Source organism: Streptomyces sp. NPDC091280 (assembly GCF_044768565.1).
Classification (GTDB): domain Bacteria; phylum Actinomycetota; class Actinomycetes; order Streptomycetales; family Streptomycetaceae; genus Streptomyces.
The window spans coordinates 289,585-304,032 of sequence record NZ_JBIVUZ010000011.1; the positions used below are offsets into that span (position 1 = coordinate 289,585).

Annotated in this window: 14 protein-coding genes; 8 read left to right on the forward strand and 6 right to left on the reverse strand. The window is 70.1% G+C overall.

Features of this window, described 5'->3' with window-relative positions; translation table 11 throughout:
* Positions 1–4 precede the first annotated feature (4 nt).
* Complete coding sequence (tal, locus tag ACIQPR_RS31970) at positions 5–1,123, reverse strand: transaldolase (protein WP_403655319.1); 1,119 nt, start codon at positions 1,121–1,123, stop codon at positions 5–7.
* Between the two features lie 34 nt (positions 1,124–1,157).
* Positions 1,158–3,245 (reverse strand): transketolase, encoded by a 2,088-nt coding sequence (tkt, locus tag ACIQPR_RS31975; RefSeq protein ID WP_403655321.1) that lies wholly within the window; start codon positions 3,243–3,245, stop codon positions 1,158–1,160.
* Between the two features lie 356 nt (positions 3,246–3,601).
* Between tkt and ACIQPR_RS31980 the strand changes: the two genes are divergently transcribed.
* From ACIQPR_RS31980 to ACIQPR_RS31995, 4 genes are all read left to right on the forward strand, one after another.
* Positions 3,602–4,555 carry a heme o synthase gene (locus ACIQPR_RS31980; protein ID WP_403655644.1) on the forward strand — a complete coding sequence of 318 codons (954 nt, stop codon included), beginning with the start codon at positions 3,602–3,604 and terminating at the stop codon, positions 4,553–4,555.
* A gap of 75 nt (positions 4,556–4,630) precedes the next feature.
* A complete protein-coding gene (locus tag ACIQPR_RS31985) occupies positions 4,631–4,978 on the forward strand; it encodes a hypothetical protein (protein WP_403655323.1) in 348 nt (115 codons plus the stop codon).
* Between the two features lie 102 nt (positions 4,979–5,080).
* Positions 5,081–6,187, forward strand: coding sequence for an amidohydrolase family protein (locus ACIQPR_RS31990; RefSeq protein WP_403655325.1), 1,107 nt, complete (start codon positions 5,081–5,083; stop codon positions 6,185–6,187).
* A 19-nt stretch (positions 6,188–6,206) separates the two neighbouring features.
* Positions 6,207–6,956, forward strand: a complete 750-nt coding sequence (locus ACIQPR_RS31995; RefSeq protein ID WP_403655327.1) for a nucleotidyltransferase domain-containing protein — start codon at positions 6,207–6,209, stop codon at positions 6,954–6,956.
* Between the two features lie 4 nt (positions 6,957–6,960).
* Here the strand turns inward: ACIQPR_RS31995 and ACIQPR_RS32000 are convergent, their stop codons facing one another.
* From ACIQPR_RS32000 to ACIQPR_RS32015, 4 genes are all read right to left on the reverse strand, one after another.
* Entirely contained in the window at positions 6,961–7,971 is a 1,011-nt protein-coding gene (locus ACIQPR_RS32000) for a heme A synthase (protein ID WP_403655329.1), read from the reverse strand.
* 67 nt (positions 7,972–8,038) lie between these two features.
* Positions 8,039–8,815, reverse strand: a complete 777-nt coding sequence (locus tag ACIQPR_RS32005; RefSeq protein WP_403655331.1) for an ABC transporter permease — start codon at positions 8,813–8,815, stop codon at positions 8,039–8,041.
* On the reverse strand, positions 8,812–9,735 hold the full coding sequence (locus ACIQPR_RS32010) for an ABC transporter ATP-binding protein (RefSeq protein ID WP_403655333.1): 924 nt from the start codon (positions 9,733–9,735) through the stop codon (positions 8,812–8,814). Before ACIQPR_RS32010 ends, ACIQPR_RS32005 begins: the two co-directional genes overlap by 4 nt.
* 30 nt (positions 9,736–9,765) lie before the next feature.
* Entirely contained in the window at positions 9,766–10,578 is an 813-nt protein-coding gene (locus ACIQPR_RS32015; RefSeq protein WP_403655335.1) for an aminoglycoside N(3)-acetyltransferase, read from the reverse strand.
* Positions 10,579–10,739: 161 nt separating this feature from the next.
* Here ACIQPR_RS32015 and ACIQPR_RS32020 point away from each other — a divergent pair, with 161 nt between their 5' ends.
* The 4 genes from ACIQPR_RS32020 to ACIQPR_RS32035 are packed head-to-tail and all read left to right on the forward strand — an operon-like array spanning position 10,740 to position 14,442.
* A complete protein-coding gene (locus ACIQPR_RS32020; protein WP_403655337.1) occupies positions 10,740–11,462 on the forward strand; it encodes a helix-turn-helix transcriptional regulator in 723 nt (240 codons plus the stop codon).
* Complete coding sequence (gene sufB / locus ACIQPR_RS32025; RefSeq protein ID WP_403655339.1) at positions 11,459–12,883, forward strand: Fe-S cluster assembly protein SufB; 1,425 nt, start codon at positions 11,459–11,461, stop codon at positions 12,881–12,883. Before ACIQPR_RS32020 ends, sufB begins: the two co-directional genes overlap by 4 nt.
* Before the next feature lie 57 nt (positions 12,884–12,940).
* Positions 12,941–14,122 (forward strand): Fe-S cluster assembly protein SufD, encoded by a 1,182-nt coding sequence (gene sufD, locus ACIQPR_RS32030; protein WP_403655341.1) that lies wholly within the window; start codon positions 12,941–12,943, stop codon positions 14,120–14,122.
* A complete protein-coding gene (locus ACIQPR_RS32035) occupies positions 14,122–14,442 on the forward strand; it encodes a non-heme iron oxygenase ferredoxin subunit (protein WP_033283136.1) in 321 nt (106 codons plus the stop codon). The genes sufD and ACIQPR_RS32035 overlap by 1 nt, the downstream gene beginning before the upstream one ends.
* The last annotated feature ends 6 nt before the right edge of the window (positions 14,443–14,448 follow it).

Sequence of the window (14,448 nt, forward strand, 5' to 3'; positions counted from 1 at the left end):
GGTCTCAGCCCTCCGAGGGGGCGAGGCGGGACAGCTCCGCCTCGGTCGACTTGAGCAGGTCGGTCCAGGCCGCCTCGAACTTCTCGACGCCCTCGTCCTCCAGCAGCTGCACCACTTCGTCGTACGAGATCCCGAGCGCCTCCACGGCGTCGAGCTCGGCGCGCGACTGCTCGTAGGTGCCGGCGATGGTGTTGCCCGTGATCTGTCCGTGGTCGTCGGTGGCCTCAAGGGTGGCCTCCGGCATGGTGTTCACCGTGTTCGGCGCCACCAGGTCGTCCACGTACAGGGTGTCCTTGTACGCCTTGTCCTTCACACCGGTCGAGGCCCACAGCGGACGCTGCTTGTTGGCCTGCGCCTTGTCCAGGGCCAGCCAGCGGTCCGAGGAGAAGACCTCCTCGTACGCCTGGTAGGCGAGCCGCGCGTTGGCCAGACCGGCCTTGCCGCGGGCGGCCTTGGCCGCGTCGGTGCCCAGCGCGTCGATCCGCTTGTCGATCTCGGTGTCCACGCGGGACACGAAGAAGGACGCCACCGAGTGGATCTTGGAGAGGTCCAGGCCGCGCTCCTTGGCCTTCTCCAGGCCGGTGATGAACGCGTCCATGACCTCGCGGTAGCGCTCCAGCGAGAAGATCAGCGTGACGTTGACGCTGATGCCCAGACCGATGGTCTCGGCGATGGCCGGGAGGCCCGCCCTGGTCGCCGGGATCTTGATCAGCGTGTTGGGCCGGTCCACCAGCCAGGCCAGCTGCTTGGCCTCGGCGATGGTCGCCGCCGTGTTGTGCGCCAGGCGCGGGTCGACCTCGATCGACACCCGTCCGTCCTGGCCGCCGCTCGCGTCGAAGACCGGGCGCAGGATGTCGGCGGCGTCACGGACGTCCGCCGTCGTGATCATGCGGATGGCTTCCTCGACGGTCACCTTGCGGGCGGCGAGGTCGGTGAGCTGCTGCTCGTAACCGTCGCCCGACGAGATGGCCTTCTGGAAGATCGACGGGTTGGTGGTGACGCCCACGACGTGCTGCTGGTCGATCAGTTCGGCGAGGTTGCCGGACGTGATCCGCTTGCGCGACAGGTCGTCCAGCCAGATCGCGACGCCTTCTTCGGAGAGGCGCTTGAGTGCGTCTGTCATGGAAAATGCATCTCCTACGTGTCGTTTGTCAGCGTCAGCTCTGGGCGGCGGCGATGGATTCCCGGGCCTTGGCGGCCACGTTCTCGGCAGTGAAGCCGAACTCCTGGAAGAGCACCTTGCCGTCGGCGGAAGCACCGAAGTGCTCCAGGGAAACGATGCGGCCGGCGTCCCCGACGAACCGGTACCAGGTCAGACCGATCCCGGCCTCGACCGCGACGCGCGCCTTGACCGACGGCGGCAGCACGCTGTCCCGGTACTCCTGGTCCTGCGCGTCGAACCACTCCACACACGGCATGGACACGACCCGCGTCGGCACACCGGAGGCCTCCAGCTGCTCGCGCGCCTCGACGGCGAGGTGCACCTCGGAACCGGTACCGATGAGGATCACCTCGGGCGTGCCCGTGGACGCCTCGAACAGGACGTAACCGCCCTTGGCGGTGCCCTCGTTGGGCTCGTACGTCGGCACACCCTGGCGGGTCAGCGCGAAGCCGTGCGGGGCGCCCTCGCCGTAGACCTTGGTGTAGCGGCGCAGGACCTCGCGCCAGGCGATGGCGGTCTCGTTGGCGTCGGCCGGGCGGATCACGTTCAGGCCCGGGATGGCGCGCAGCGAGGCGAGGTGCTCGACCGGCTGGTGGGTGGGGCCGTCCTCGCCGAGGCCGATGGAGTCGTGCGTCCACACGTACGTCACCGGCACGTGCATCAGCGCGGAGAGCCGCACGGCGTTGCGCATGTAGTCGGAGAAGACGAGGAACGTACCGCCGTAGACACGGGTGTTGCCGTGCAGCGTGATGCCGTTCATCTCCGCGGCCATGGAGTGCTCGCGGATGCCGAAGTGGATCGTGCGGCCGTACGGGTTCGCCTCCGGCAGCGGGTTGTCCGCCGGGAGGAACGACGACGTCTTGTCGATCGTCGTGTTGTTCGAGCCCGCGAGGTCGGCCGAGCCGCCCCACAGCTCCGGGATGACCGCGCCGAGCGCCTGGAGCACCTTGCCGGACGCGGCACGGGTGGCGACACCCTTGCCCGCCTCGAACACCGGGAGCTGCTCCTCCCAGCCGGCCGGCAGCTCGCCCGCGGCGATGCGGTCGTACTCGGCGGCGCGCTCCGGGTTGCCGGCGCGCCACTCCTGGTACGACGGCTCCCATGCGGCCTTCGCCTCGCGGCCCCGCTCCAGCGCCTGGCGGGTGTGCTTGAGGACGTCGTCGGAGACGTCGAAGAACTTCTCCGGGTCGAAGCCCAGGACGCGCTTGGTGGCGGCGACCTCGTCGGCGCCGAGCGCCGAGCCGTGCGCGGCCTCGGTGTTCTGCGCGTTCGGCGCGGGCCAGGCGATGATCGAGCGCATCGCGATGAACGACGGCCTGTCCGTCACCTTCTTCGCGGCCTCGATGGCGTTGTAGATGGCGTGCGGGTCCAGGTCGCCGTCCGGCTTCGGGGCGACGCGCTGGACGTGCCAGCCGTAGGCCTCGTAGCGCTTGACGGTGTCCTCGGAGACCGCGGTCTCGGTGTCGCCCTCGATCGAGATGTGGTTGTCGTCCCACAGCAGGATCAGGTTGCCGAGCCGCTGGTGGCCGGCGAGCGAGGACGCCTCCCCGGAGATGCCCTCCTGGAGACAGCCGTCACCGGCGATGGCGTAGATGAAGTGGTCGAAGGGCGACTCGCCCTGCGGGGCGTCCGGGTCGAACAGACCGCGCTCGTAGCGGGCGGCCATGGCCATGCCCACGGCGTTGGCGACACCCTGGCCCAGCGGGCCGGTGGTGGTCTCCACCCCGACCGTGTGGCCGTACTCGGGGTGCCCCGGAGTCTTCGAGCCCCAGGTGCGGAACGCTTCCAGGTCGGCCAGCTCCAGGCCGAAACCGGCCAGGTAGAGCTGCGTGTAGAGGGTCAGGGACGAGTGGCCCGCGGACAGGACGAAACGGTCGCGTCCCACCCAGTCGGCGTCGGCGGGGTCGTGGCGCATCACCTTCTGGAAGAGGGTGTACGCGGCCGGGGCCAGGCTCATCGCCGTACCGGGATGGCCGTTACCGACCTTCTGTACGGCATCGGCTGCCAGGACGCGCGCGGTGTCCACCGCGCGCTGGTCCAACTCGGTCCAGTCGAGGTCTGTTGTGGTCGGCTTGGTGCTCACCCTGGGTCAGGGCTCCTCTCCACATGTCACGCATGTCGAATGCCGGTGCACGCGGCGCCCACCGGCCGTTGTCGAGCCTACCCCCGTGCGAACGTGCATTTTTTCGAGTCATTCCAGACTGCCGGGACTCTCGGGGATCCGCCTCCCGACCGGTCCGTTCCGTATTCGGCAACTGAATACGGAGGTGCTCGTTCGAGTGCTCAACAGAGTCGTGATCAGCTCTTCCGGAGGTGCTGCCCAACACGACCCCACCCCCGCGAATGTCCGGGTCTGGGCAACGTCTACAGTGGCGTGGTACGCGCGAGCCTTTACGGGGAGTTCACACCCCGAGGCTTGCTGGGATGTCTCTGTCAGGGGTGTGCGTGACGGCCGTTGAATCCCGTCCAGCGGGGATTGTCGGGGCGAGTCAGAGCCCGAGCCGGCGGCCGATCGGGGCCCGGGTCATGGCCTTCGTGGCGCTGACCAAGCCGCGGATCATCGAACTGCTGCTGATCACCACCGTTCCGGTGATGTTCCTGGCCCAGCAGGGTGTGCCCGACCTCGGGCTGGTCCTCCTCACCTGCCTCGGCGGCTATCTCTCCGCCGGTGGCGCGAACGCGCTCAACATGTACATCGACCGCGACATCGACGCGCTCATGGACCGCACCTCGCAGCGCCCCCTCGTCACCGGCATGGTCAGCCCCCGCGAGTGCCTCGCCTTCGGCATCACCCTCGCCGTCGTCTCGACACTCCTCTTCGGCCTGACCGTCAACTGGCTGTCCGCCTGGCTCGCCCTCGGAGCCCTCCTCTTCTACGTCGTCGTCTACACGATGATCCTCAAACGACGTACCTCGCAGAACATCGTGTGGGGCGGGATCGCCGGCTGCCTCCCCGTCCTCATCGGCTGGTCCGCGGTCAAGGACTCCATGTCCTGGGCGCCGGTCATCCTCTTCCTCGTCATGTTCTTCTGGACGCCGCCGCACTACTGGCCGCTCTCCATGAAGGTCAAGGACGACTACGCGCGCGTGGGCGTGCCGATGCTCCCGGTCGTCGCCTCCAACAAGGTCGTCGCCCGGCAGATCGTGATCTACAGCTGGGTCATGGTCGCCGTCTCCCTCCTCCTCACGCCCCTCGGTTACACCGGCTGGTTCTACACCCTGGTCGCGCTGCTGGCCGGCGGCTTCTGGCTCTGGGAGGCGCACGGCCTCCAGAACCGCGCCAAGGCCGAGGTGACCGGCGGCAAGCTCAAGGAGATGCGGCTCTTCCACTGGTCGATCACCTATGTGTCGATCCTCTTCGTGGCCATCGCGGTCGACCCCTTCTTGAGGTAGTCCGTCTCCTCCTGAGGCAGGAGTCACTCCCCCCGCCCGTCGCCGTCCGAACTACCCGTCGGTAGCATCCTGGCCATGGCAGACACGCAGCAGGCAGACACGCAGCAGGTCGACGCGAAGGCCGAGCGCCAGGTGAACCGCCTCGCCAAGCAGATCGGCAGCTTCTCCAAGGCGCACGGCGGAGCCGAGGGCCAGATCGCGTACATCGGCGAACGCGGCGCCCGCATCGTCCTCGTGGGCGAGGACGGCGGCTGGGGCGACCTGGTCGCCAGGTCCTACGAGATCGCCCGGCAGGCCGTGACGAAGGCCGGGATCACCCTCCACGAGGACTTCGACGGCGAGTTCGCGGCCAAGGTGACCACGGGCCGGTACGAGTGGAGCCGCATGGCGGGCATCCAGGTCGGCGGCCCGCGCAACGGCTGACGAGGAGGCGCCCGCTCACACGGGGTGTGCGCGAGCAACACCTGACACCCGGTTCACCCGTTAGGACCTCAGGAAGGCACGGTCCAGCCACGGGGAGCCCGGATGATCGAAACGCCGTCCCTCGTGGACCAGTACTGCCACGGCGTACTGAGAACGGAGCTGGGCCTCGGCACCTTCGAGGCCCAACTCGCCCGCACCGAGGGCCCGCCCGCCCCCGGCACCACCCTCTTCGACACCCAGACCGGATTCGCCGTACGGCGCTGGTGCCCGCCCCTGCTCGGTCTGGAACCGCACTGCCCGCCCGCCCGCTATCTCGCCCGGCGCCGTGAACTCGGCGTCCTGGAAGCGGGCCGCAGGCTGCTGCGCGGCAGCGGCATCACGACGTATCTCATCGACACCGGCCTGCCCGGCGACCTCACCGGCCCCGCCGAGATGGCGCGGGCGGGTCAGGCGGACGCGCGGGAGATCGTCCGCCTCGAACTCCTCGCCGAACAGGTCGCCGACACCTCCGGCACCGTCGAGTCCTTCCTCGCCAACCTCGCCGAGTCGGTGCACGGTGCCGCGGCCGGCGCGGTGGCCTTCACCTCCGTGGCGGGCGTCCGGCACGGCCTCGCGCTCGCCCCCGAGCCGCCCGGCCCGGGCGAGGTCCGGGGCGCGGCGGGCCGCTGGCTGGCGGCCCGCACGGTCGGCGGCCCACTGAGCGACCCGGTGCTCCTACGACACCTGCTGTGGATCGCCGTGGCCTCCGGGCTGCCCCTCCAACTCCACGCGGGCCTCGGCGAACCGGGCCTGCGCATCGACCGCACCGACCCCGTCCTGCTCACCGACTTCGTGCGCGCGACGGCCGGGCTCGGCACCGACCTCGTGCTGCTGCACAGCTACCCCTACCACCGGCACGCGGCCCATCTCGCGGGTGTCTTCCCGCACGTCTACGCCGACTCCGGCGCCGCCCTCGTCCGCACCGGTGCCCGCGCCGCGACCGTGCTCGCCGAGATCCTGGAGCTGGCCCCCTTCGGGAAGATCCTGTTCTCCAGCGGGGCCCACGGACTGCCCGAACTGCACGTCGTGGGCGCGCGGTTGTTCCGCGAGGCGCTCGGCCGGGTGCTCGGCGGCTGGGTCGCCGAGGGTGCCTGGTCACTGGCCGACGCGCAGCGGGTCGCGGGACTGCTCGCGGTCGGCAACGCGAAGAGGGTGTACGCGCTGGAGTGAGCTGTACAGACTGGGGCCCATGCCGACCGACGCGTTGCTCGACCGCTTCCTGGACGAACTGGCCCCCCTGAAGCCCGTCGCCGTGTGGGCCCACGGTTCGCTCGCCGGGGGCGACTACCAGGAGGGCCGCAGCGACCTGGACCTGATAGCCATCCTGGACCACCCGCTCAAGCCGAGCACCGCCCGCCGGCTCGTCGCCCTGCACCGGGGACTGCGCACCACCCCCCTCGCGACCCGCCTGCATTGCAGCTACCTCGCGCCGGGCACCCAGGACGCCCCGAACCAGCGCCACCTGACCTGGGCGCACGACCACGTCACCCGCAGGCCGGTCACGCCCGTCACCCGGCGTGAACTGCACGTCTTCGGGCGGGTGTTGCAGGGTGGCTCACCGAAGGACCTGCTGCCGGCGGTGACCGAGAAGGAACTCGCCGAGTTCGTCGTACGCGACCAGCGGGACTACTGGCGACCGGCCGTGGACAAGCCGCAGGTGTGGCTCCAGGACATCTGGGTCGACGTCGGCCTGACCACGTTCGCCCGCGCGACCGTGACCCGGCGGGAGGGCCGGCTGATCACCAAGCGCGAGGCGCTCGACATCCTCCCCGGCCTCGGCGCCCCCGTGGACGTCGTCGAGGACGTCGTACGGCGGCGTTACGACGATCCGGTACCGTCCGCCGCCGAGGCGGACGACGACTGGCTGGACCGCCGGGCCGCGCTGACACGCGACTATCTGGGCCCGGCGATCGACGACCTGGTGACCCGCTACGGGTGAGGCCTCACGCGCGCGTGGGCAGTGACTGCTCCACGGACGGCCCCGGCAGGTCCGCCACGACCACCGGGCGCTCGCGCAGCGACAGCAGCACCCGCAGCACCCCGATCCACACCAGGCAGGAGCCCAGCATGTGCAGGCCGACCAGGGCCTCGGGGAGGTTCGTGAAGTACTGGACGTAACCGATGACGCCCTGGGAGAGCAGGATCAGGAACAGCTCCCGGGTGCGGTCCAGCGGGCCCTTGGGGGCGTCGACCGCCTTGAGGACGAACCACAGGGCGAAGGTCAGCGTGACCACGATCCAGGCGAGCACCGCGTGCAGCTTGGCGACCGTCTCCCAGTCGATCGGGATCCGGTCGACCTCCTTGGAGTCACCCGCGTGCGGACCCGCGCCGGTCACCACCGTGCCGACCGCGATCAGCAGCACGGAGGCGGTGACCAGGAACCACACCAGCTGCTGCACGGCCTTGCCGACCAGCGGCTTGGACTCCGCGTCGCCCTCCCGGCTGCGCTGCCACATCAGCGTGGCGACCGCGATCAGCGCCGAGGAGAGCAGGAAGTGGGCCGCGACCGTGTACGGGTTGAGGCCGACCAGCACCACGATCCCGCCGAGGACCGCGTTGCTCATCACGATCCAGAACTGCGCCCAGCCCAGCCGGGTGAGGGAACGGCGGTACGGCTTCTCCGCGCGCGCCGCGACGATCGCCCAGCCGACCGCCGCGCACAGCACGTACGTCAGCATGCGGTTGCTGAACTCGATGACCCCGTGGACGCCCATCGCGCTGGTCGTGGTCAGCGAGTCGTCCGTGCACTTGGGCCAGGTCGGGCAGCCGAGCCCCGACCCCGTCAGCCGCACGGCACCGCCGGTGACCACGATGACCACCGACATCACGAGCGCGGCGAGAGCCGCCCGCCGGACGGTCCGGGGATCCGGGGTCCAGCGTGCGGCGATGAAGGCGAGGGGATTGCGCGCGGCGGCTACGACATCGGCGCGGGTCACGTTTGGCACGGGGACCATCGTAGGGCGCCGCTTGTGCACGCTTTCACGAGGGTCCGGTGCCGGTGCGCGAGAGCCCGGGGCCGGCCTACTCCCAGCGGAAGAGGGCGCCCGCCGCCGCCAGCCCCGCGACCGCCCACACGCCCAGGATCCCCAGGTCGCCCCACGGCATCCCCGCCCCGTGCTGCAACACGTCCCGCAGCCCGTCCGACAGGGCGGAGATGGGCAGCAGCCCCAGCACGTCCTGGACCCCCGACGGGTACTTGTCCATCGGCACGATCACGCCGCCGCCGACCAGCAGCAGCAGGAACACCAGGTTCGCGGCGGCCAGGGTGGCCTCCGCCTTCAGCGTGCCCGCCATCAGCAGGCCGAGCCCGGAGAAGGCCGCCGTGCCGAGGACCAGGAGGAGGAGTACGGCGAGGGGGTTGCCGTGCGGCGACCAGCCCAGGGCGAAGGCGATCGCCGTCAGCAGGACGATCTGGAGGACCTCCGTGACGAGCACCGACGCCGTCTTCGCGGTCATCAGGCCCCAGCGGGGCAGCGGGGAGGACGCGAGGCGCTTCAGGACGCCGTAGCGGCGCTCGAAGCCCGTCGCGATGGCCTGGCCCGTGAACGCCGTCGACATCACGGCGAGCGCGAGGATCCCGGGGGCGAGGAAGTCGACCGACCTGCCCTTGCCGGTGTCGACGATGTCCACCGAGCTGAACAGGACCAGCAGGAGGGTCGGGATGACCACCGTCAGCAGGAGCTGTTCGCCGTTGCGCAGGAGCATCTTCGTTTCGAGGACCGCCTGCGCCGCGATCATGCGGGGGAGCGGGGCGGCCCCGGGCCGCGGGGTGTACGTCCCCGGAACGGTCGTGCTCATGAACGCAGCTCCTTGCCGGTCAGCTCCAGGAAAACGTCCTCCAGGGTGTGCCGTTCGACCGAGATCTTCTCCGGCATCACCCCGTGCTGCGCGCACCAGGAGGTGACGGTGGCGAGCAGTTGCGGGTCGACCTTGCCGCCGACGCGGTAGGAGCCCGGGGTCAGCTCGACGGCCGTGGAGTCGGCCGGCAGGGCCTTCAGGAGCGAGCCGACGTCGAGGCCGGGGCGGCCGGTGAAGCGCAGGGTGTTCTCGGCGCCGCCCCGGCACAGCTCCTCGGGGGAGCCGTGCGCGATGACCTTGCCCGCGTCGATGATCGCGACGTCGTCGGCGAGCTGCTCGGCCTCGTCCATGTGGTGGGTCGTGAGGATGACGGAGACGCCGTCCGCGCGGAGGTCGCGGACGAGGTCCCAGGTGGCGCGGCGGGCCTGCGGGTCGAGGCCCGCGGTCGGCTCGTCCAGGAAGACCAGTTCGGGGCGGCCCACGACGGCCATCGCCAGCGCGAGGCGCTGCTGCTGGCCGCCGGACAGCCGGCGGTACGTCGTACGGCCGCAACTGCCCAGCCCCAGGCGCTCGATCAGGGCGTCCACGTCCAGGGGATGCGCGTGCAGCTTGGCGACATGGCGGAGCATCTCGTCGGCGCGGGCGCCCGAGTAGACGCCCCCGGACTGGAGCATCACGCCGATTCTGGGGCGCAGCGCGGCGGACTCGCGGACCGGGTCGAGGCCCAGGACGCGTACCGTGCCGGAGTCCGGCTTCCGGTACCCCTCGCAGGTCTCGACCGTGGTCGTCTTGCCCGCCCCGTTGGGACCCAGCACCGCGGTGACGCCCGCTTCGGCCACCAGGTCGAGGCCGTTCACCGCGGTCTTCGTGCCGTACCGCTTCACCAGGGCCTGGACCTGGAGCACGGGCTCGCTTCGCATGGGCCCGAGTCTAGGTAGGTCCGCCTCGCCTCAGAGCGGCGGGTGCTGGATCTCCTCCTCACGGGGACGGTGCAGGGGCAGCCACCGCTCGGCGTAGGCCACGGCGTCACCCACCGGGAACAGCCGCACGTCGGCCGCGCCCGCTCTGCCGCGGACGACGGGACGGTCCCGTTCGAAGTCGTGGCCCAGTTCGTCGAAGCGCTCGGAGGAGATCGACACCTCGGTGACCGTCTCCCAGCCGTCCGGGCCGGGGCGGCCCACCTCGACCAGCGGGGACGGGATCCGGTACTCGGCGAGGTGGAAGCTCGTGCAGGTGTCGTAGCCCGCGCCGAGCAGCAGCACGCGCGCGTGCAGGGCCTCCAGCCGGGCCAGCGGACTGTGTTCGCCGAGGCGGCAGTCCGGGGCGTGGCCGGCGAGGATCTCGGCGGCGCGCGGGCCGAGCGCCGCGAAGGAGGTCTGCGGGTGCGCGGAGCGCAGGGCGCCGGGCCAGGTGCGCACGGTCTCCGGGACCACGCCGACACCGCGCGAGGGCGTGACGAGGGGGTCGTAGGACGGCATGGAGGCGCGGACGGCGGGCCACCACTCGCGGGGGACCGGCGGGTTTCCCCAGTGGGCCGGGTCCGAGAGGTCGCCGGTCTGGGTGGGGACGACCAGGGTGCCGTCCGGGCCGAGCGCGTCGAGGATTCCCCGCACCACCGCCACGGCGCCTCCGCAGACCCATCCGAGGGAGCTGAGGGAGGTGTGCGCGAGGAGGATCTCGCCGGGGCGCACGCCCGTCTCGCGCAGGTCGGCGCAGAGGCTGTCCCGGGTGACAAGTGGGCCGGTGGGAGGGGGTACGGGCATGGGTGTGGAGTCTCCCGGAAGGGGGTCGGCGGCGCCACCGGATTGATCGATCAAAGATCGTTTCCGCAGGTCAGATTAGGTATACCTAAGTGACGCAGCGCACCGCCGGGCGGCCGGGACGCGGGTTGCCTGCGTCTGAGGAATTACGCAACAATGGCGTTGTGAAAAACGTTGGCGAGGTTCCGCAGGAGGAACTCGCGACCGGTGAGCGGTCCACCCGCAACCGCGTCGCGCGCTCCATCCTGGACCACGGCCCGTCGACCGTGGCCGACCTCGCCGGCCGGCTGGGGCTGACCCAGGCCGCCGTACGCCGTCACCTCGACGCACTCGTCGCCGACGACGTCGTGGAAGCACGTGAGCAGCGGGTCTACGGAGCGCGCACGCGCGGCCGGCCCGCCAAGGTGTTCGCCCTGACCGACTGCGGCCGGGACGCCTTCGACCAGTCCTACGACAAGCTCGCCGCCGACGCGCTGCGCTGGATCGCCACGCACAGCGGCGGGGACGAGGCCGTCGTCGCCTTCGCGCGCGACCGCATGGCCGCCCAGGCCATCGCCTACCGCGCGGCCGTCGAGGCCGCCGCGCCCGAGCACCGCGCGGAAGCGCTGGCCAAGGCCCTGAGCGCGGACGGGTACGCTGCTACGGCGCGTAGCGCACCGGTCGGTGAGCAGCTCTGCCAGCACCACTGCCCGGTCGCCCATGTCGCCGAGCAGTTCCCGCAACTGTGCGAGGCGGAGACGGAACTCTTCTCCCAGTTGCTCGGCACCCATGTCCAGCGACTGGCGACCATCGCCCACGGCGACGGCGTGTGCACCACGTTCATCCCAAAGATTTCCCATACCACACATAACGCATCTGCAAGTACCGCCGGGAGGAACCCCGCATGACGCTCCCCATCGAGGAGACTGCCCACCCCGAACTCGAGGGTCTGGGTACGTACGAATACGGCTGGGCCGACTCCGACGTGGCCGGTGCCTCCGCCAAGCGCGGCATCAACGAGGACGTCGTCCGGGACATCTCGGCCAAGAAGAACGAGCCGGAGTGGATGACCAAGCTCCGCCTCAAGGGCCTGCGCCTGTTCGAGAAGAAGCCCATGCCGAACTGGGGCTCCGACCTCTCCGGCATCGACTTCGACAACATCAAGTACTTCGTGCGCTCCACGGAGAAGCAGGCGGAGTCCTGGGAGGACCTGCCCGAGGACATCAAGAACACCTACGACAAGCTCGGCATCCCCGAGGCGGAGAAGCAGCGCCTCGTCGCCGGCGTCGCAGCGCAGTACGAGTCCGAGGTCGTCTACCACCAGATCCGCGAGGACCTGGAGGAGCAGGGCGTCATCTTCCTCGACACCGACACCGCGCTGAAGGAGCACCCGGAGCTCTTCAAGGAGTACTTCGGCACCGTCATCCCGGTCGGCGACAACAAGTTCGCGTCGCTCAACACGGCCGTCTGGTCCGGCGGTTCCTTCATCTACGTCCCCAAGGGCGTGCACGTCGAGATCCCGCTCCAGGCCTACTTCCGCATCAACACGGAGAACATGGGCCAGTTCGAGCGGACCCTGATCATCGTCGACGAGGGCGCCTACGTGCACTACGTCGAGGGCTGTACGGCGCCGATCTACAAGTCGGACTCGCTGCACAGCGCGGTCGTCGAGATCATCGTCAAGAAGAACGCCCGCTGCCGCTACACGACCATCCAGAACTGGTCGAACAACGTCTACAACCTGGTCACCAAGCGCGCCGTCGCCTACGAGGGCGCCACCATGGAGTGGATCGACGGCAACATCGGCTCCAAGGTGACGATGAAGTACCCGGCCGTCTACCTGATGGGCGAGCACGCCAAGGGCGAGACCCTCTCCATCGCCTTCGCGGGCGAGGGCCAGCACCAGGACGCCGGCTCCAAGATGGTCCACATGGCGCCGAACACCTCCTCCAACATCGTCTCCAAGTCGGTGGCGCGCGGCGGCGGCCGTACCTCCTACCGCGGTCTCGTGGAGATCGGCGAGGGCGCCCACGGCTCCAAGTCGAACGTGCTGTGCGACGCGCTGCTCGTCGACACCATCTCCCGCTCCGACACGTACCCGTACGTCGACGTCCGCGAGGACGACGTGTCCATGGGCCACGAGGCGACCGTCTCCAAGGTCTCCGAGGACCAGCTCTTCTACCTGATGAGCCGCGGTCTGACCGAGTTCGAGGCGATGGCGATGATCGTGCGCGGCTTCGTCGAGCCGATCGCGAAGGAACTGCCCATGGAGTACGCCCTTGAGCTCAACCGGCTGATCGAGCTCCAGATGGAAGGCGCGGTCGGCTGACCGCCGACCACCGCCCCCATCAAGCAACTTACGTAGGAAGAGAGCAGACCGACAGCCATGGCTGAGGCTCAGAATATCCCGGTGGGCAGCACCACCGCCGGCGCGGTGGCCGTTGCCGCCGAGTCGACCGTCGCCACGCGCATGAGCGCGCCCCCCTCCTTCGACGTGGCGGACTTCCCGGTCCCCCACGGCCGCGAGGAGGAGTGGCGGTTCACCCCGCTGGAGCGCCTGCGCGGGCTGCACGACGGCACCGCGGTCGCCACCGGCGACGGCGTCAAGGTCGCCATCGGCAGCCCCGAAGGGGTCACCGTGGAGACCGTCGGCCGTGACGACGCGCGGCTCGGCAGGGCCGGCACCCCGGTGGACCGCGTGGCCGCCCAGGCCTACTCGTCCTTCGAGAAGGCCTCGGTCGTCACCGTCCCCAAGGAGACGGTCCTGACCGAGCCGATCCGCATCGTCGTGCACGGCGAGGGCGGGGTCGCCTACGGCCACCAGGTCATCGAGCTGGGAGCCTTCGCCGAGGCCGTCGTCGTCATCGACCACACCGGTGACGCGGTCCTCGCCGCCAACGTCGACTACGTCCTCGGTGACGGCGCCAAGCTCACCGTCGTCTCCGTCCAGGACTGGGACGACAAGGCCGTGCACGTCGGCCAGCACAACGCCCTGATCGGCCGGGACGCCACGTTCAAATCCTTCGTCGTCACCTTCGGCGGCGATGTCGTACGACTGCACCCGCGCGTGGCCTACGCCGGTCCCGGCGGCGACGCCGAGCTGTTCGGCCTGTACTTCACGGACGCCGGCCAGCACCAGGAGCACCGCCTCCTGGTCGACCACAACACCCCGCACTGCAAGTCCAACGTGATGTACAAGGGCGCGCTCCAGGGCGAGGGCGCCCACGCGGTCTGGATCGGCGACGTCCTCATCGAGGCCAAGGCCGAGGGCACCGACACGTACGAGATGAACCGCAACCTCGTACTGACGGACGGCGCCCGCGTCGACTCCGTGCCGAACCTGGAGATCGAGACCGGCGAGATCGTCGGCGCCGGACACGCCTCCGCCACCGGCCGCTTCGACGACGAGCAGCTCTTCTACCTGATGGCCCGCGGCATCCCCGCCGACGAGGCCCGCCGTCTGGTGGTCCGCGGCTTCTTCGCGGAACTGGTCCAGCAGATCGGTGTCGCCGACATCGAGGAGCGGCTGCTGGAGAAGATCGACGCGGAGCTGGAGGCGTCGGTCTGATGTCGGCCTTCGTCCGCGCCTGCGGCCTCGGCGAGCTGGAGGAGGACACCCCGAAGCGGGTGGAACTCGACGGCACGCCGGTCTCGGTCGTGAAGACCGAGGGGGAGGTGTTCGCGATCAACGACATCTGCTCGCACGCGAACGTCTCGCTCTCCGAGGGCGAGGTGGAGGACTGCCAGATCGAGTGCTGGCTGCACGGCTCCGCGTTCGACCTGCGCACCGGCAAGCCGTCCGGCCTCCCCGCCACCCGCCCCGTCCCCGTATACCCCGTAAAGATCGAAGGGGACGATGTGCTCGTCTCCCTCACCCAGGAGTCCTGAGGAACC

What these genes read in the sequence shown, in the direction of transcription:
- ACIQPR_RS32035 (WP_033283136.1), top strand. Translation starts at nt 14,122, where the DNA reads ATGTCGGCCTTCGTCCGCGCCTGCGGCCTCGGCGAGCTGGAGGAGGAC.
- ACIQPR_RS32005 (WP_403655331.1), bottom strand. Translation starts at nt 8,815, where the DNA reads ATGAGCACGACCGTTCCGGGGACGTACACCCCGCGGCCCGGGGCCGCC.
- ACIQPR_RS32010 (WP_403655333.1), bottom strand. Translation starts at nt 9,735, where the DNA reads ATGCGAAGCGAGCCCGTGCTCCAGGTCCAGGCCCTGGTGAAGCGGTAC.
- ACIQPR_RS31985 (WP_403655323.1), top strand. Translation starts at nt 4,631, where the DNA reads ATGGCAGACACGCAGCAGGCAGACACGCAGCAGGTCGACGCGAAGGCC.
- tal (WP_403655319.1), bottom strand. Translation starts at nt 1,123, where the DNA reads ATGACAGACGCACTCAAGCGCCTCTCCGAAGAAGGCGTCGCGATCTGG.
- ACIQPR_RS32000 (WP_403655329.1), bottom strand. Translation starts at nt 7,971, where the DNA reads ATGGTCCCCGTGCCAAACGTGACCCGCGCCGATGTCGTAGCCGCCGCG.
- sufB (WP_403655339.1), top strand. Translation starts at nt 11,459, where the DNA reads ATGACGCTCCCCATCGAGGAGACTGCCCACCCCGAACTCGAGGGTCTG.
- ACIQPR_RS31995 (WP_403655327.1), top strand. Translation starts at nt 6,207, where the DNA reads ATGCCGACCGACGCGTTGCTCGACCGCTTCCTGGACGAACTGGCCCCC.
- sufD (WP_403655341.1), top strand. Translation starts at nt 12,941, where the DNA reads ATGGCTGAGGCTCAGAATATCCCGGTGGGCAGCACCACCGCCGGCGCG.
- ACIQPR_RS31990 (WP_403655325.1), top strand. Translation starts at nt 5,081, where the DNA reads ATGATCGAAACGCCGTCCCTCGTGGACCAGTACTGCCACGGCGTACTG.
- ACIQPR_RS32015 (WP_403655335.1), bottom strand. Translation starts at nt 10,578, where the DNA reads ATGCCCGTACCCCCTCCCACCGGCCCACTTGTCACCCGGGACAGCCTC.